Annotated in this window: 12 protein-coding genes; all 12 read right to left on the reverse strand. The window is 42.9% G+C overall.

Annotated features, from left to right (window positions below; genetic code table 11):
- Positions 1-170 precede the first annotated feature (170 nt).
- Complete coding sequence (locus tag LQ226_RS19230) at positions 171-524, reverse strand: phage holin family protein (protein WP_231419731.1); 354 nt, start codon at positions 522-524, stop codon at positions 171-173.
- A gap of 20 nt (positions 525-544) precedes the next feature.
- The gene (locus tag LQ226_RS19235) at positions 545-1,639 is read right to left on the reverse strand and encodes a DUF4097 family beta strand repeat-containing protein (RefSeq protein ID WP_231419663.1); all 1,095 of its coding nucleotides are present in this window, start codon (positions 1,637-1,639) and stop codon (positions 545-547) included.
- 167 nt (positions 1,640-1,806) lie between these two features.
- Positions 1,807-2,469: a bacillithiol biosynthesis deacetylase BshB2 gene (gene bshB2 / locus LQ226_RS19240; RefSeq protein WP_231419664.1), complete on the reverse strand. Its 663-nt coding sequence runs from the start codon at positions 2,467-2,469 to the stop codon at positions 1,807-1,809.
- Positions 2,470-2,493: 24 nt separating this feature from the next.
- On the reverse strand, positions 2,494-2,841 hold the full coding sequence (locus LQ226_RS19245) for a YojF family protein (protein ID WP_231419665.1): 348 nt from the start codon (positions 2,839-2,841) through the stop codon (positions 2,494-2,496).
- Between the two features lie 119 nt (positions 2,842-2,960).
- Positions 2,961-4,625, reverse strand: a complete 1,665-nt coding sequence (locus LQ226_RS19250; protein WP_231419666.1) for a hypothetical protein — start codon at positions 4,623-4,625, stop codon at positions 2,961-2,963.
- Positions 4,626-4,795: 170 nt separating this feature from the next.
- Complete coding sequence (uvrA, locus tag LQ226_RS19255; protein WP_231419667.1) at positions 4,796-7,672, reverse strand: excinuclease ABC subunit UvrA; 2,877 nt, start codon at positions 7,670-7,672, stop codon at positions 4,796-4,798.
- An 8-nt stretch (positions 7,673-7,680) separates the two neighbouring features.
- On the reverse strand, positions 7,681-9,660 hold the full coding sequence (uvrB, locus tag LQ226_RS19260) for an excinuclease ABC subunit UvrB (RefSeq protein WP_231419668.1): 1,980 nt from the start codon (positions 9,658-9,660) through the stop codon (positions 7,681-7,683).
- Between the two features lie 286 nt (positions 9,661-9,946).
- On the reverse strand, positions 9,947-11,521 hold the full coding sequence (locus tag LQ226_RS19265) for a peptide chain release factor 3 (protein ID WP_231419669.1): 1,575 nt from the start codon (positions 11,519-11,521) through the stop codon (positions 9,947-9,949).
- Positions 11,522-11,666: 145 nt separating this feature from the next.
- Complete coding sequence (locus tag LQ226_RS19270; RefSeq protein ID WP_231419670.1) at positions 11,667-14,897, reverse strand: ATP-binding protein; 3,231 nt, start codon at positions 14,895-14,897, stop codon at positions 11,667-11,669.
- Complete coding sequence (locus tag LQ226_RS19275; protein WP_231419671.1) at positions 14,890-15,255, reverse strand: response regulator; 366 nt, start codon at positions 15,253-15,255, stop codon at positions 14,890-14,892. Before LQ226_RS19275 ends, LQ226_RS19270 begins: the two co-directional genes overlap by 8 nt.
- Positions 15,256-15,266: 11 nt before the next feature.
- The gene (locus tag LQ226_RS19280; RefSeq protein ID WP_231419672.1) at positions 15,267-16,889 is read right to left on the reverse strand and encodes a diguanylate cyclase; all 1,623 of its coding nucleotides are present in this window, start codon (positions 16,887-16,889) and stop codon (positions 15,267-15,269) included.
- Positions 16,890-17,037: 148 nt separating this feature from the next.
- A complete protein-coding gene (locus LQ226_RS19285) occupies positions 17,038-19,434 on the reverse strand; it encodes an immune inhibitor A domain-containing protein (protein ID WP_231419673.1) in 2,397 nt (798 codons plus the stop codon).
- Positions 19,435-19,460: the final 26 nt, after the last annotated feature.

Raw genomic sequence — 19,460 nt, forward strand, 5'->3', positions numbered from 1 at the left:
GGTTGCTTCTCAAAAATTGGCGAAGTGTATCCAATTCAACTGGTAAAATATAGCTAATCAACACCCGTATGCCAGACACCCTTCTTTGCTTCACAGAACTAAAGGGTGTCTGACACGCTTTAGTCCTCTACTATAGCGCATAAAAAAACTGACCCTTTTAAGGGTCAGTTTTAGTTCTTAGCGTCTTTGAATAGTTGGTTCAGAATTAGGTTTAAGATGGATAGTATGATGGCCGCTAGAATGGCCATTCCAAATCCTTCAATCTCGAAACTCTGTCCCAGTACGCTTTGCGTGATCATAAGCGTAATCGCATTGATCACAAATAAGAATAAACCAAGCGACAGGACTGTTATCGGTAAGGTTAAGACGACTAGAATTGGACGCACAATGACATTCAGAATCGACAGAATGAAACTTGCCAATATCGCCGTTCCAAACCCTTCTAAGTATATGGAATCAAACAATTGATCGACAGCTATAATCGCAACCGCATTTAAAATAATACTAAAAAGCCAATTCACAATCCTTTCACTCCTTTGGATACTTACCCTTCATTCGGATAAATCTTCACAGAGCCCGTTTTCGTTTCAGCCTCCACATGTAATATATGATCCAAATGAGGGTTCGTTTCAAATTTTAGTTCTTTCTTTAGCGTTTCTTTCTGTTCTGAGATCGTTTTAAAGTTAGGCAAATGACAATGAAGGCTTCCTAAGTTGGTGAACATTTTGCCATTCAATCGTAAGGATGGCTCAACAGTAAGGTCCACATTCCCGGTCGTGGTCTTAAAGAAACCGGTATGTCCCCGTTGACCTTCCCACACACATTGAATATTTCCATTGATGACTTGAGAATCCACTTTTCCAAAATCACCTTTTAATGTAACAGAACCGTTCATCATCTCTGTCTCGAGGTCATCACAGGTTACTTGCTCTGCTGTGATAGAACCATTTGAAGTGGATAGTTCCCACTCTCGCCCACTCATATTACGAACAACGAGGTCCCCATTAGAGGTTTTCATATCTAAATCTTGAGCCGGAAGGCCTTCTGCTTCTATTTTCCCGTTAAAAACCCGAAGCGAAACGTCTTCATATGCCTTCTCCGGAACCCAGAGGGTGACATCTGTCTTCATTTTCTTCGATTTCACCTCAAAACGCAGGTTCTTCTCATCGACTATGAAATTCTTCAAATCCATAAAGCGCTCTCTGGCCTCATCTTGATTGTTCACTTGGTACACCTTAGCTTGGCATTCAAGACGCAGATCCGCTTCTTTCCATGGTTTCATCGTGACGTTTCCATTTGCTACATCAATATAAATGTTTTGAAAATCGACTCCCTGATGTTGAAAGATATGGTGAACGCTTTGGTAAGAGCCGAAATTAAAATCGAGATCAACGTTTTTAATTTTCTTAAATGCCTCTCCAACCAAACTTTTAAAACGCTGCTTTGTAGATCCGGAATCATAAGCCTTTTGCCCTTGGTTAGCATTCCAATCTACTTTCTTAGAGAGGGATACAGGTTCATCCTGATCCTCTTCTACTTCACTAGCATAGTCTAATGCGTCGATTAATTCTTCCGCTTCTTCAGTGGAAATTTTCCCTTCTTGAAGCATCGTCAAAATCCGTTTTCGCTCCTCTTTCACAATCCATCTCTCCTTTATGATACTCTTTCCTTCTACGCATAACCTAACCACTCTGTTTCATATTCTTATTCTCTTTCTCGGTTAAATAGAAACATCCTTCATGGTGAGTGCATGTTTCCGTTACGTTATGTAAAAACCCCTACTTCTAAAAGAAGCAGGGGTTACACTTAAAACGTCCATTTATAAAATTCTTCGTATTTCAATAACTTACGGCCCTCGGAATTAATCTCTTTTAAGTTCGGGCTATCACGGAATTGTTTCATCATTCCTTCCGCTTGAGAACGGTGAGCTTCAATGGCTCTCATCTTGCCTTCGAAATAATCTTCTACGTCTCTAACAATATCCGGCTCACCTAGAAGCTCACGACGATTATGCGTAATCGCCTTGGCCCATACCTCTGGACGCTTGGACTCATCCATCATTTCAACAGCCTTAATGGCAGCAGCTCCCATAGCATCGTGGTCAGGGTGAACAGCATGACCAGGGTAAAATGTAATAACAAGGCTTGGGTTAATCTCTTCAAGACGTTGTTTTAAATCTTTCGCTACTTCATCACGATCTTCAAATTCTAACGTCTTATCGCGGTAACCAAGCATTTCTAAGTTAATATCTAATTCCTTACACGCATCCTGAAGTTCTTTCTTACGAATTTCCGGGAGAGTTTCGCGATTAGCGAAAAAAGGGCTCCCCATGTTGCGGCCCATTTCTCCTAACGTTCCACAAAAATACGTTACAGGAATATCCTGTCCACGAAATTCAAGGATCGTACCTGAACAACCGAATGCTTCATCGTCTGGATGAGGTAAAATAATAGCGACATGTTGATCCATGTTTAGCTTCCTCTCTTTCATCTATTAATTAAACGGCTTCTCGCTGATTTCTAAAGCAACCATTAAACGACCTTCGTTATCGTGACCGGCCATAAGCAAACGACCTTGATCATCGAGCTCCCAGTCTGTTAAGCCTTCTGCATAAATCCAGCCAAGTTGAGTCTTCAAGCCAACACGGAAGGATTCATGACCAATAATTTTCGCTTGCGTATATCGAACTTGAGCATTCCGAATAAATGCTCCTACATTATATGCGTTTGAGTCAAAGTGGCGCGCGTAAGCACCGTTCGTAGTTTCTAAATGAATGTAAACATCTTTATGCGCTAAATTCTCAAGCGCTTTTTGGACGTGATCGATTTGGATCGTTTCCATACGACGGACCCCTCTCTAGAACTTGTGTCTTTCTATACCATACCCAAAATAGTGCACAATCGTCAAAGAATCTACTTTATGTATAGAGAGAGGAGAAAATCTCCCCACCTCTTATCGCCTTATAGCTCAGACTTCAGATCACGTAATAGATCGATTAAACCTCTCAAACCAGCTAACCCTTCGCCATTTTGACAAGTCGATCCACCGCCAGCATTTCCAGTTCCGTTCCCATTTCCATTAAACATAAAAGCTAAGATAGCTAGGATAAGAAACAGATTATTGTCATTATAAATGCGAATGTTTGGATTTCCGATATTCTCAAGCGTTAAGTCATCTTGGTTGTATTGGCGGTTTCGTTGGTCTTGTTCTTGATCCTGTTCCTGATCTTGTTCATTGTCCTGGTCGTTTTCTTGATCTTGATCGTTGTCCTGGTCTTGCTCATTGTCTTGATCATTTTCTTGATCTTGATCGTTGTCCTGGTCTTGCTCATTGTCTTGATCATTTTCTTGATCTTGATCGTTGTCCTGGTCTTGCTCATTGTCTTGATTATTTTCTTGATCTTGATCGTTGTCCTGGTCTTGCTCATTGTCTTGATCTTGGTCGTTTTCTTGGTCTACGTCCTGGTCGTTATCTTGCTCATTATCCTGGTCTTGGTCCTGATCGTTTTCTTGATCTTGATCAAAGTCTTGATCATTATCTACATCTTGATCCTGATCCTGATCAAAATCCTGATCGTTTTCTTGATCTTGTTCGAAGTCCTGATCATTGTCTAATTCTTGGTCCTGGTCTTGATCTTGATCTTGGTCTTGATCTTGATCCTGATCTTGATCTTGATGCTGATCCTGATCTTGATCTTGGTCTTGGTCTTGGTCTTGATCCTGGTCTTGGTCTTGATCCTGATCTTGATCTTGATCCTGATCCTGATCTTGATCCTGATCTTGGTCCTGATCTTGATCTTGATGCTGATCTTGATCCTGGTCTTGATCTTGATCCTGATCCTGATCTTGGTCCTGATCTTGGTCCTGATCTTGATCTTGATGCTGATCCTGATCTTGATCTTGATCCTGGTCTTGATCTTGATCTTGATCCTGATCTTGGTCCTGATCTTGGTCCTGATCTTGATCTTGATGCTGATCTTGATCTTGGTCTTGATCCTGGTCTTGATCTTGGTCTTGATCCTGGTCTTGATCCTGATCCTGATCTTGGTCTTGATCCTGATCCTGATCTTGGTCTTGGTCTTGATCTTGATCCTGATCCTGATCTTGATCTTGAATCTGCTTTTGTTTCTGGTCTTGGTCCTGATCTTGGTCTTGATCTTGATCCTGGTCTTGATCCTGATCTTGATCTTGGTCTTGATCCTGATCTTGGTCCTGGTCTTGCTCTTGGTCCTGATCTTGATCCTGATCTTGGTCTTGGTCCTGGTCTTGATCCTGATCTTGGTCTTGGTCTTGGTCCTGGTCTTGATCCTGATCTTGATCTTGGTCCTGATCTTGGTCTTGGTCCTGGTCCTGATCTTGGTCTTGCTCTTGGTCTTGATCCTGGTCTTGGTCTAAATCAAATTCTTGATCATTTTCTAATTCCTGATCTTGATCCTGATCTTGATCCTGATCTTGCTCCTGGTCTTGATCTTGATCTTGATCTTGTTCCTGCTCTTGCTCATTACTATTTTCTATTTCATTATCTAACTCATTTTCTTGTTCTTGCATTTGCTTCTGAATTTGCTTTTTGAGTTTTTCAAGCTCTGCTTCTAATTTGATTAAGTGAAGATCTTTATCAAATGACATATGCATGTTCACTCCTTATTCATTTATACGTTAATGTATGGGATTAACCGGAATGTGTAAGGGTGCATGCCTTGAGTCAAACAACCAAATCAAGGAACTTCTCCAAAAACACTGAGCTTGCCTACAAAAAAGAGGCAAAAACCATGGTAGTGGTCTTTGCCTCTTTTTTATTAGGATTTTGAAACTTTTTCGCGCTGTTTAATCTTCTCTTCCATGCGCTTACGATCTCGTTCTAGTATGGGTCCTAAATAATAACCTGTGTAGGATTGTGTTTGTTCAGCAACTTCTTCTGGTGTACCTGTTGCAATAATTTCGCCACCATTATCTCCGCCTTCAGGTCCCAAATCAATCAAATGATCTGCTGCTTTAATTACGTCTAAATTGTGCTCGATAATAAGAACCGTGTCTCCATTATCTACAAGGCGCTGTAACACCATTAACAACCTAGAAATATCATCAACATGTAAGCCTGTCGTCGGCTCGTCTAAAATGTACAGAGAGCGACCTGTCGAACGACGATGAAGTTCGCTTGCTAGTTTAACACGTTGGGCTTCACCACCTGATAATGTTGTGGCCGGTTGCCCCAATTTGATATATCCAAGCCCTACATCGAAAATGGTAGACAGCTTGCGTTTAATCTTAGGAATCGCTTCAAAGAAGTCATACGCTTCTTCAATTGTCATTGCCAGAACTTCTGCAATACTCTTGCCTTTATATTTCACTTCTAACGTTTCACGATTATATCGCTTCCCGTCACACACTTCACAAGGAACATAAACGTCTGGCAAGAAGTGCATTTCAATTTTGATAATGCCATCCCCGCGACAAGCTTCACAACGTCCACCTTTTACGTTAAAGCTAAAGCGTCCTTTTTTGTATCCTCGAATTTTAGCTTCATTCGTCTGGGCAAACACATCACGGATGTCATCAAAGACGCCTGTGTACGTTGCAGGGTTTGAGCGCGGCGTACGACCAATAGGTGATTGGTCAATATCAATGACTTTTTCTAAATGGTCAATGCCTTTCACTTCTTTATGTTTACCAGGCTTTACTTTACTCTTGTGAAGTCGTTGAGCAAGGCTTTTGTGTAAGATTTCGTTTACGAGCGTACTCTTACCAGAACCAGAGACACCTGTTACTGCTGAAAGAACGCCAAGCGGTAATTTGGCATTTACTTTCTTCAAGTTATTCTCTTCTGCTCCAACGATTTCAACATAGCGACCATCCGGTTTACGACGCTCCTGCGGGAGTGGAATGAACTTCTCACCTGATAAATATTGCCCTGTCAGTGACCCATTGTCTTTCATTACTTCTTCAGGGGTACCACTTGAAACAATCTGCCCCCCATGGGCTCCTGCGCCAGGGCCTATATCGATTAAGTGATCAGCGGCAAGCATCGTATCTTCATCATGCTCTACTACGATGAGCGTATTATCTAGATCGCGCATATTTTGAAGCGTAGAGATTAGACGATCGTTGTCTCGTTGGTGAAGACCGATTGAAGGCTCATCAAGAACGTAAAGGACTCCAGTCAGCGCTGCCCCAATCTGCGTAGCTAATCGGATACGCTGGGCTTCCCCACCAGACAGGGTACCTCCAGACCGAGATAATGTTAAATAATCTAAACCAACGTTAATCAGGAAGCTTAATCGATCACAAATCTCTTTCAAGATCATACGCGCGATCGTTTCTTCTTTTTCTGATAGCTCTACGTTATCAAAGAAGGTATAAGCTTCATGGACAGAAAGATCAGTAACTTCACCAATATGGTTTCCGTTAACAAGAACCGCTAACGGTTTTTCATCCAGACGGTATCCTTTACATTTCGGGCACTTCTTCTGAGCCATATACTTCTCCATTTGTTCACGGATATAGTCAGAAGTCGTTTCACGGTATCTTCTTTCTACGTTTGAGATAACACCTTCAAAATAAATTTCGTTCTCTCGCACTTTGCCGAAATCATTCTCATAGCGGAAGTAAACTTTTTCATCTCCACTTCCATTAAGAATACGGTCCATCTGGTATTCTGGAATATCTTTTACCGGCACATTCATATCAATCCCGTAATGATCACAAACGCTCTTTAACAGCTGCGGATAATATTGAGAGCTATTCGGTTCCCAAGGAGCAATCGCATGTTCATTTAACGTTAAACTCCAATCAGGAATTACAAGTTCCAAATCGACCTCAAGCTGTGTCCCAAGACCATCACATCGTGTACAAGCCCCATAAGGACTGTTGAAGGAGAACATACGAGGCTCTAACTCTCCGATGGAGAACCCACAGATCGGACAAGCGTGATGCTCGCTAAACTGCAGCTCCTCATCATCAATAACGTCTACAATAAGATGCCCTTCCCCTAAACGGAGAGCCGTTTCAATTGAGTCAGACAGGCGTCCTGAAACACCGTCTTTAATGGCCACGCGGTCGATGACGACTTCGATCGAGTGCTTTTTATTCTTCTCAAGAGAAATATCTTCTGTTACTTCTCGCATTTCTCCGTCCACGCGGATGCGCACGTACCCTTCTTTCTTCAAATTCTCAAGAACTTTTACGTGCTGCCCTTTACGTCCTGATACAACGGGTGCTAAGATTTGCATCTTTGTTCGTTCAGGGTACTCTAAGAGCTGATCCACCATTTGCTGAACTGTTTGAGATGTAATTTCAATCCCATGGTTCGGACAAGTCGGGTGCCCCACACGCGCATAGAGGAGACGAAGATAGTCATAGATCTCCGTTACTGTCCCAACAGTTGACCTGGGGTTTTTACTCGTCGTTTTCTGGTCAATTGAAATAGCCGGTGAAAGTCCCTCGATTGAGTCTACATCCGGTTTATCCATTTGTCCTAAAAACTGACGGGCATAGGCAGAGAGAGATTCAACGTAGCGACGCTGTCCCTCTGCATAAATCGTATCAAAAGCTAATGAAGACTTTCCTGACCCTGATAGCCCTGTTAATACGACTAATTTATTCTTCGGTATATCAATATCAACATTTTTTAAGTTGTGGGCACGAGCCCCTTTAATACTGATTGATTTCTGGCTCATGTACTAGATCATCCTTCCGCTTTAAGTTCCAAGAGAAGATCTCGTAGTTCAGCAGCTCGTTCGAAGTTCAAGTCTCTTGCTGCCTGCTTCATCTCTTTCTCCATATTTTCGATCATCTTGTCTTTTTCCTTCTTGCTCATTTTTGAAACATTTGGACGGTCGTCTGTCTCTTGTGTTTCCTCAGATTCAACAGTAGCACGGATAACATCACGAATTTCTTTCTTAATCGTTGTCGGTGTAACGCCATGTTCTTCGTTATAAGCCATTTGCTTCTCACGACGGCGATTCGTTTCATCGATCGCAATATTCATAGAATCTGTCATCTTATCAGCATACATAATGACCTGTCCGTTTTCATTACGAGCAGCACGTCCGATCGTCTGGATTAGCGAACGCTGGGAACGAAGGAATCCTTCTTTATCTGCGTCTAAAATGGTTACAAGGGAAACTTCCGGTATGTCTAACCCTTCACGAAGCAGGTTGATTCCCACGAGCACATCGTATTTTCCTTTTCGTAGCTCCCGAATGATCTCAATACGCTCAAGCGTCTTAATTTCTGAGTGAAGGTAAGCTACTTTTATACCGATATCCTTCAGATAATCAGTGAGATCCTCTGACATTTTCTTCGTTAAGGTTGTAACAAGGACACGCTCATTTCGCTCTTTACGCATATTGATTTCCCCGATGAGGTCATCAATTTGACCCTGAATCGGACGAACTTCAATTTTCGGATCCAGAAGACCTGTAGGACGAATAATTTGCTCGACCATTTCAGGAGAATGTTCTTGTTCGTATGGTCCAGGTGTTGCTGATACGTAAACAATTTGATTCAGTTTCTTCTCAAACTCTTCAAAACGAAGAGGGCGGTTATCAAGAGCTGAAGGCAAGCGGAAGCCGTGGTCCACAAGGACTTGTTTACGCGCCTGGTCTCCGTTGTACATCCCTCGAATTTGTGGAATCGTCACATGGGACTCATCCGCAATGACTAGAAAGTCGTCCGGGAAGTAATCTATTAATGTATAGGGTGTCGCACCTTTATCTCTTAACGTTAAATGCCTGGAGTAGTTTTCAATACCTGAACAGAAGCCCATCTCTTTCATCATTTCTAAATCATAGTTTGTGCGCTGTTCTAAGCGCTGGGCTTCTAGTAATTTATTTTGATCCTTCAATTCTTTCAATCGTTCTTGAAGTTCACGTTCTATGTTTTTAATGGCTACTTTCATTTTCTCTTCACGGGTAACGAAGTGAGAAGCCGGGAAGATCGCTACGTGTTCTCGGTCACCGACGATTTCGCCTGTGAGTGCATCCACTTCCCTAATGCGGTCAATTTCGTCACCGAAAAATTCAACTCGTATACAATGCTCTTCACGGGAAGCTGGTATGATTTCGACAGAGTCGCCTCGCACGCGGAATGTACCACGCTGGAAGTCAATATCATTACGGGCGTACTGGATATCGACAAGGTCACGAAGGAGTTCATCACGATCTTTCTCCATGCCTGCACGAATAGAGAGCACCAAGTTGCGGTATTCTTCTGGTGAACCTAACCCGTAGATACACGAGACACTGGCAACAATCAAGACATCCTGGCGTTCGAATAGTGCCGATGTCGCCGAGTGGCGTAGTTTATCAATCTCATCATTAATATTAGCATCCTTCTCAATGAACGTATCTGTGGAAGGAACATACGCTTCTGGCTGATAGTAGTCATAGTAACTAACGAAGTACTCCACAGCATTCTCAGGGAAGAACTCCTTAAATTCGCTGTACAGTTGGCCGGCCAATGTTTTGTTGTGAGCTATAACAAGAGTTGGTTTGTTAATCTCTTTAATAACGTTCGACATCGTAAACGTTTTACCGGTACCGGTAGCTCCAAGTAAGGTTTGATGCACCTTCCCTTCTTCAATGCCTTGCTTGATCTTCTCTATCGCTGCTGGCTGATCTCCTTGTGGTTCATATTGAGATACTAATTCAAATTTTTTCTCCAAGATGCAACCTCCATTCCTACATTCACTTTTATAACCGTAGTTTACCACAATCTCTCACTATTCTAACATAGACGCGAACAAACATTCGACTATTATGTTCAGAAGGCTTATCCTTCACCCTATTAAAGCACCGCAGGGTGTCAGACACCCTGCTATCCGCTAAAGCATTAAACGGTGTCTGACACGCTGCACTGCTTTAAAGGGGGAACGGGTGTCTGACACGCTTTCACTCTCTAAAGTATAAGAAAAAGCTGGTGGGGGCCACCAGCTTTTGTTTCTACTATTATTATTGGCTATATTGGTTGACTTCAAACAGGTCGATGAGTTCAATGTCTGGATTTTTATCCTGGAACCAACGTAAGGAGAAGTCGTTTTTAAATAGAGCAAGATAGTTGTCTTCACGGTCTTTTACAAGTAGGCTGCGGTCGTCGAACTTCGAACGATCGACTTGTTCTGAGTTCAGCCAACGAGGAATCCGTTCTCCGATATCTTCAAAGCGGACGCCTACGTTATATTCGTTCTTCATACGATATTCAAATACATCATACTGAAGTTGTCCGACTGCCCCGATAATATACTCGTCACTGCGAAGGCTTCGGAACAACTGAATAGCCCCTTCTTGGACAAGCTGCTCAAGTCCTTTCTTGAACTGCTTCGACTTCATAACGTTCTCCACTACAACTTTCTTAAATACTTCAGGTGGGAACTGTGGCAGTTCTTCAAAGTGGAACGTATCTTTCCCTTCTACAAGCGTATCACCAATTCGGTAAACGTTCGGGTCATAAATTCCGATAATGTCACCCGCATAAGCTTCCTGAATCGTTTCCCGAGAAGAGGCAACAAACTGCTGCGTCTGAGCTAATTTAATACTCTTACCCGTTCGGTCTAACGTAACGTTCATTCCTCTTTCAAACTTACCGGAACAAACGCGTACAAATGCCACACGGTCACGGTGAGCCGGGTTCATATTGGCTTGAATCTTAAAGATAAAGCCTGAGAACTCTTCTTTATCCGGTGAAATCATTTCACCTGAAGCCTTACGTGGTGCAGGTTGAGGGGCCATTGAGATAAATTCTTCAAAGAACGTACGAACGCCAAATGGCGCAAGCGCACTACCGAAGAATACAGGCGTTTGCTCTCCATTCTGGACCGCATCCATAGAAAACTCAACACCAGCTCCTTCAAGCAGCTCAAGCTCTTCGAATGCACCGGCAAATGTCTCATCTTCAGCCAATTCAGGATGATCGTTAATCTCGTTATACGGAATAGACGTTTCCGTTTCATTCCCTGTGAACTGAACAAATTGGTCGTTCTGACGGTCAAGAATTCCTCTGAAACGTTTGCCCATTCCAACAGGCCAGTTCATGGCATACGTCTCAATGCCAAGCTCTGATTCAATTTCATCTAATAGATCGAAAGGATCTCGGCCTTCACGGTCTAACTTGTTAATAAACGTAAAGATCGGAATTCCGCGCATCTTACAAACTTTAAAGAGCTTAAGCGTTTGCGCCTCAATCCCCTTTGTTCCGTCAATAATCATGACAACACTATCCACGGCAGTCAGAGTACGATACGTATCCTCACTGAAATCTTCGTGACCAGGGGTATCTAAGATATTGACCTGGTAATCTTTATAAGGAAAATTCATAACAGAAGACGTGACAGAAATACCACGCTGCTTCTCAATATCCATCCAGTCAGATGTTGCGAATTTGCCCGTCTTTTTCCCTTTAACGGTACCTGACTCACGAATCAGGTTACCAAATAATAAGAATTTCTCTGTTAACGTTGTTTTACCAGCATCCGGGTGCGAGATAATCGCAAACGTCCGGCGCTTTTTCATTTCGTTTTGTACACTCATTGTTCATTCTCCCATCACATGATGAACTTCTCTTTTTTCACATAATAGAGGCCACACCTTGATCCAGAGATCAAATGGAGCGGCCTATCCATTTACGTCATCTTAATTTTATCAAACATAGCACGATAAAGTAGACAAGTCAATTTCACTCTTCATCCTTTGCAACTAAGATCTGACCATTCTTCTCTTGTTGTAATAACGTTCTGAGGATGGTTGTCGATAGCTTATTCGGAGGGTAGGGTTTCGTTAAATAATGCTCAATGCCCCATTCCTCGCCTTTCGTTTTATCATCGAGAGCTGTCGAGATAAAGATCGGGATATTCTCTAATGCCGGTCGCTTTTTAATTTCCTTAATCACATCCCAGCCATCTAATTCATCCGCAAGCATCAGATCAATTACAAATCCGTCTGGCTCATACGTATCGAGCTCACGAACCGCCGCTTCACCACTTGCGTAATGAAGCACATTGAATCCGGTCCCTTTTAACTCCTCCCGGATCAACATCGCTAGGCTATGATCATCTTCGATCACCATAATAAGCGGCAAATCAGGGGTAAGCACACTGCCATCCCCCTCCGCATTCGGCTGAGCAAGAGGAAGGATGATCGTAAAGACGCTTCCTTTTCCGACCTCTGAACGAACAGAAATGGAGCCACCGTGGGCTTCGATGATTTCCTTAACAATGGAAAGTCCAAGACCTGTTCCACCAATCTTTCGACGCTCTGAATTATCAATACGGTGAAACTTCTTAAACAACTTTGGCAGTTCCGGATCCGGTATGCCAAGTCCATCATCCGCAACGTGGATAAAGAGTTCCTGCTCGTTTCCGTTCATCGTCACGACCACTTTCCCTCCATTCGGAGAGAACTTAATGGCATTACTGATTAAATTCGTAAACACCTGAATCAATTTTTCCCTATCGGCCATCACAGGCAGCTTAGAAGAATGGTTGTTAAGATAAACTTCGTGTTGTGCGGAATAAGGGAAGGAGTCAATCACTTCCTGAGCGACTTCTTCAACGTTCACCAATTCTTTCTCATATACTTGTCTCCCTGACTCCATCCGCTGCAAGTCGAGGAAATCGTTAATTAAATTCGTTAAGCGTTTCGCCTCTTTCTCAATCGTAGTCAAATACCTCTTTTGTTTCTCAGGTTTCAAATCACGATTGAGCATTAGCTCTGTATATCCAAGTACACTCGCAAGGGGCGTGCGTAGTTCATGACTCACCGTGCTCACAAGTTCTGACTTCATTTGATCCACTTCATATTGAGACGTAATGTCGCGATGAACAAACAACGTCCCGAGGCGCTCTTCACGACGATAGATCGGTTCTGCGTACACTTCTATAATTCTTCGATCTAATCCTGCAACCTCGTATCTGTATTGAGAACTTCCGGTAGATTGGAAGATCGCTTTTTCAAAAAAGGCCTTCATTGCATCAGGCTCTTCAACCCGATCGTTGAAAAACGTCAGCCAATAGGAGAACGGTTGATTGAGGCATTTCTCACAATCCCCTGCCTCCATGAAGCTACACAGCTGATTGTTATACTGAATGAGCGCCCCTTCTTCATCAATAAACTGGATCCCTTCATTCACATTATCGATAATGTCCTGGTTCAATTGACGACTTTGTTCCGTTTCTTCATATAAGAACAACTTCTCAAATGATAAGGAGACACGACTCAATATGCCTTCAAGCTCCAGTAATTCTTCTTCATTAAATGGCAATCCTACACGGGTTCCGCCAAACACGGCCTGAAGTTCACCCCTCGCGTCAAAAACAGGAGCGAAGACGTCATAACTATAGAGCGTTCCCTCATGATACCCACGTTCCCCTTCAAGCGCTTCCCTCTTCACCACATAAGGAGCTTCCGTTTCTTCTAGCCGCACGTAAACCTGTTCTTGAATAAAGGCACGCATCCGCTTAGCCGCTTCTTCTGACACGCTAATACTTGCATATTCAGAACTACCAAGCACCGTCAACATCCCTTTATCAAACGAGAAGATCTGCTGAAGCTGGAACAATACCGTCTCAAGCAATTCATCCATGTTGAGCGTGATGGATAATGCATGGTTTAACTCATTATAGTGTTCAAGCGTAAGCTTCGTTCGATTCGTTTCTTCTAAAAGCTCTTTTAATTCTTGCTCGGCTTCCACCATATTTGTAATGTCAAACTGAATCACATAATACTGCTCGACCCCTTGACGCTCATTCTTATAAGGAACAATCGTAGAATCCACCCAATAAAATGAGCCATCTTTCGCTCGGTTCTTCACTTCACCCTTCCAGATTCGACCTTGTCGTAACGTCTGGATCATGCTTTCATAGAACTCTGGACGGTGCTCAGAATACATAGCAGTATGAGGCTGGCCAATAATGTCTTTCGGGCTATAACCTGAAACCTCACAAAACTTATCATTCACATCTGTAATGACTCCTTGGGTATCCGTAACGGAAAGAATCGTAGCTTCATTAATCGCCATATTTAAATTCTTAATTTCTACTACGGAATCCTCTAGCCTTTCTTGTTGCTCGGTGAGTTCATCCTGTTGAGCCTGTAACTCTTCATTATGAGCCTGCAAATCTTCTTCCCGTTCTTTAATCACAAAAGCCATAGAAGAAAGCGCATTGGCTAACGTTCCAAGCTCATCCCTACGCTTAGTGGACGGGAATGATACATCTTCTCCAAGGGCAAGTTGTTCAGAGGCTTCCGATAACTCCTGTAGCGGCTGGCCAATACTTTTAGACATCCGCTTCGTGGCAAGACTAATAATGATAAACAAGAGCACAATCAACAAACCGAGCGCATAGGTAATCCGATTTGTGTTGTCCAAAAAGGCTTCGTGCGCCTCTTCAAGCTCTCGTTCATTTGTAGCCACGATTTCCTTATTCTGAGATAGGTAACGGTTAATTTGAGAGGTTCCATCTTCCTCTTGTGATATACTGACAAGCTCTTCGTAATCCCCATTGTCTGCGAATTCCTTAGCTGTTGGCAAAAGAGTAGTCCAGTATTTATCGACGTACTGAGAAAGATTCTGATAGACCTCCTGTTCTTCCTCGCTTAAATCATACTCTTGTAATTCTTCTAAAAGGCCGACCAGATTGGCATGAGCCTCTTGTGTGAGCTCCCATTCATTGTTATTCAAAAAAGCTAAATACCCTCTCGCCCTCATAATCATTTCATTATAGGATTGGGCGATTTCCTCTGCGATCTCCGTTTGATTCACAAGGGACTCTCTCTCGTTCACATACTTCTCTTTCACCTGTGCTTGAATTGCGAGAATAATAGAAATCCCAACAAGGGCGAGCACAAAGATAGCCATCATAATGAACTGAAATTGTCTTCTGATGCTTTTCTTAAAGAAATCACGCATCCAGAATATCCTCCACAAGTTCAATTAATTGAAGAGGGCTGAACGGTTTAGCCATGTAATATTGAATACCAGCAGCCTTAGACGCATCAACATCCTTTTGCTGGTTCTTAGCCGTTAGCATCATAATCTTCATGTTTTCTTTCCCTTGTAAATCTTTAATCTTCTCCGCCACTTCAATTCCTGTCATTCCAGGCATCATATAATCTAGTATAAGAAGATCATAGTCATCGTTTTGCACTTTCTGAAAAGCTTCATTCCCATCTTCCGCTTCTTCGAGTTCGTACCCTTCTTCCTCTAATGTATCGACAATTAACATACGTAATACTTCTTCATCATCCGCGATCAAAATTCGCTTCACATCTATTCCTCCTAAAAGAGCAACCGTTGAGCAAGTCGTTTTACTCGTGCTTCTAGTTCTGAAACGCTAAATGGCTTCGTAATATAATCATCGGCTCCAAGGTCCAATGCCTTTACGATATCCTGATCTTTTTTTCTTCCCGTCAGCATAATGATGACGAACTGATCAACCGAGCATTCTGACCTTAACTTCCTCAATACTTCAAGACCATCCATCCTTGGCATCACGCCATCTAACAGCAGCACGAATTTGCCGTCCTGCTGATACCACTTGGATTCAAAGAACTCTTCCCCTTCACGGAACGTTCTGAGCTCAACCCTGTGACCTTTGAATGTTAATTTCCTTAGATGATCTTGCAACAATTCATGGATAATTGGATCATCATCTATAATTCCGATCCGCAAGACATCAAGTTTCTGCCCCAATTCTCCTTCGTTCTCATCGTACACGCGAACCTGATTCCGACCGTTCCGCTTTGCCATATAAAGAGCCTGATCTGCTTTTGAAATCAACTCATCTCCGTGCTTGATCTCATCTTGAACAGCAGCCACACCGGATGAAAAAGAACAGCTAAACGTAGCTTCTTCTTTCTCAAACGTCTGGGCAACAAACGCTTGTAAAAGACGATCCACAATAAGACTGGCCTGCTCCTGACTTGTCTTCGGCATCACCAGCATGAACTCTTCCCCGCCATAGCGGATAAAGAAATCCCCCTGGCGCTTATTCGTCATAATGGTGGTAGCAAACTGTTTTAGCACTTGATCCCCTGTATCGTGACCGTATGTATCGTTAATATTCTTGAACCGATCTAAATCCAGAAGGGCAACAGAAAAGGTCGTCTCATGGCGTTCATACTCCGCCCATTGGCGCTGTAATTCCTCTTGTAAAAATTTACGATTATAGGCCCCAGTTAATTCGTCCAACAGAATCTGAGCTTGCAGGAGACGTTTTAACTCCAGACGATTTTGAATCAGAGCTAAAACTTCCGCATTCTCAAACGGCGAATGTACAATATCGAAAGCGCCCGCTTCATAGGCTTTCTTCCGGAGCATCGAATGAGGCTCTTCTTCTACAAGCAATGTCGGCACAAAACTATGTCTGGCTTTATTGGCAATGCTTGCAAGCACGTTAAATCCATGATCTTCTTTCCGGTGCAAATCGATAATAACGTAATCAGGTTTTTGACTATAAAATACTTCAACCGCCTTCGTCTCGTTCGCTGCCACCATAACGGCATAGTGTTCTTCAAGCATATCTTTCAAATTCGAAATACGGTCAATTTGATCACCAACAACCAAAACGAGCGACCCCTTCGAAGAAGTTTCTTGTGCCACACTCTCAACCAATGGCTCCGCTTCGATTTCAACCGACGAATGCTTTTTCAACTCTTCTGTAAGCGGAGTTAAGAATGAAATCCACCTTTCTTTCTCCCATTCATACCCGTCAGGTGATGGCAACTGCTGCATGAGCCTCGCCGCCACCTCCGTAATAGAAGGTAAACCAATAGAAGAAGCCGTTCCCTTTAAAGAATGCAAAAACTGATACATCGCCTCATTTGTTATACGTTGATGCTCTGACCAGCTTTGGAGAGTAGAACGGGTCCGCTTCAGAAATAATGTCTGATACTTTTGCACAATGCTCTCTCCTTTTCCATCTATAATTCTTACTATCTATTATCTTATACACAACGATAAAAAGGAAGAAGTTGTCTATAGAAAAAGTACCTTCCAGACAACAAAAAAACTGCACTCACGTTAGTGAGTGCAGCTTCTCTTTTCATCATTACTTTTTGAAAATCATAACCTTACCAACCGTACCGTCTTTACTTTCACCCGTAACGCGGAAGTTCAGTCCATATTCAGGAACATTACGTCCGGCGTCAACTAATCCAGGGTTGGAGTAGTCTTCAGAATCACTGAATAGCGGATTACGTTTGGTATAGTTGTCTTTTAAGGTAATACCAAGTAAATCTTTGTAATCAAGATAGAGCTTCTCGGACTTATCCAGACTAAAGGCAGCGTCATGTACCTGGTAGCGAGTAGAAGCTACAGATTTATCACTCCACTTAAGCGTCTTTTGGTCCGCATCTACTACACCAACAAACCCTTCACCAGGATGATTTCCTGTCCAGTTGTCACTATACTTCTTATCTACATACCAGACCACTAGGCCGTCATCGAAGGTCATTAAACTATCTCCACGACGGATGTTTGCTAAACCTTCATCAACGCCATTATGACTTCTCCATTCAAGAAGGTAGTAGTGTTCACTTCTCTTGATACCGTCTGATTTTGTGAAGCCATCTAAACCAAATTTAGCATCGCCTTCTGCATCGTCAAATACGACTTCTTCTCCGTCCACGACTACAGATAGGTCATCAGCATATAAACCTGGTTGGCTAACCGCCCCATCTGTTACATATTCAATCGCCACTTCTACTTCCTGACCAGCGTAAGCAGAAAGGTCGAAGGATGCGTCGATCCAACCATTAGAAGAACCAGTGATACCGTTCCCTTCATTAGCATCATACGGATTGGCGTCAGTTGTAATATCTGATTTAACGGTCTCACCATTCACCGTTACATACGCATAATCCCAGTCTTTCTCAATATCATACCACGTTTTAAAGTTGAATTCTGCTGAAGTAGCATTTGTCAGATCAACTGTTGTCGTTAAGGAATTATTTAAGTCATCACCGCTCCCACTAAAGTAGGCATTCTCACCGCTAGCAGGCGTGGTAATAACCGTTTCTTTTTGAGGAAGATTGACTTTTACAACGTCATTGTTTGTCCCTTTCGTTGCAGCCTCATCCAATAAGAATTCTATTCCTTGTCCATTCACATCTTCTAGATTAACCTCTGTTCCAGTTTGCCAATTCCCTTTTGTCCCTTCATTATCGACAACGGCAGAAGCTTGAAGCATTTCCTTCATGTATGGACTAAAGCCAGTAGGCATTGTCCCCGGAATATCTCCTGCCCAGCTACCACTAGACATGATTGACCAGTAGCTAACCGGTTCACCTTCACCTGTATACTGCGTGTCATACTCATCCGGAAGACCTAAGTCATGACCGAATTCGTGAGCCATTACCCCAACCGCACCGTCTTCTGGTTCGATTGTGTAGTCATATGCTGCCATTGAGCCGCCCCAGTATCCAACAGATGCTTCCGTGTTAGAAATAGGAGTTATGTCGCCAAGATTCCAGCGGTGAGACCAGATTGCGTCTGAACCTAAGCTTCCGCCGCCTGCTTCTTCACCAACACCAGAATGAATAACCATTAGATGGTCAACTAAGCCGTCTGGCTCTAAGTAGTCGCCGTCACCGTCTAAGTCGTAGCGGTCCCATTGATCGTAGTCAGAGATATCAACATTTGGATCAGCGCTAGCTGCTTCTAGTGCTTCTTTTACAAGCCCACGAGCGTTCACATCACTATCTTCCTCTGTCGGGTAGTTTCCACCATATGCAGCAGCGGGTTGACTAGCCGTATACCATCCTGCTACTTCCCCTTCAACAGAGTAGCTTCCACCAGATTGTTGCTCATAGTATTGTTTCATAGAGTCATAGGTATTACCATCTGGGCCTGTCCAGCCACCTTCGCCAAACAACATGTCTTGGTAGTGCTCTCTAGAATAAGCATCTTCTCCATCATAATACATGTCTGTTTCATCAGCTGTTAAAGTATTATGAGGCTTGTCCGGATAATCTACTAATAATACTAGTACTTTATCGGTACGCATCTCCCCATTATAAGCTTCTTCCTCGACCCCATCTGGAGCATTTTTCTTGGCTTGTCCAAGTTTATTTCCCTTGCCGTTTGTAAGGCTATTTTTATTGATCTCTTTTTGCAGCTTTTCTTTAGTCGTTTGCTCTGCATCCTGAAGTTCACCTTCTTCTTTCATACTAGCAGCCGATTCCTGCTTAGCCTGTAAGAATTGGTTCAACTTCTCCTGAGCTTGTTCCGCTGATGCATTTTTAGAAATCGTTCCATTCTCTTTCAACATTTGAATCAATCGCTCATCATTTGCGATCGCCAGGTCAAATGGTGATCCACCTTCTTGATGAACATGCTTGCTTTTACTTACCTCACTTGGCGATGGCACTGAAGCATTTACGCTCGCCACTGGGCCGAGCGCTAACGTTAGCGCCAAAGCGGATGTGATTAATTTCCCCTTCTTCATTCGTCATCCCCCTAAATGTCTGATTT

Source organism: Pontibacillus sp. HN14 (assembly GCF_021129245.1).
In the GTDB taxonomy this organism is placed as follows: Bacteria; Bacillota; Bacilli; order Bacillales; family BH030062; genus Pontibacillus.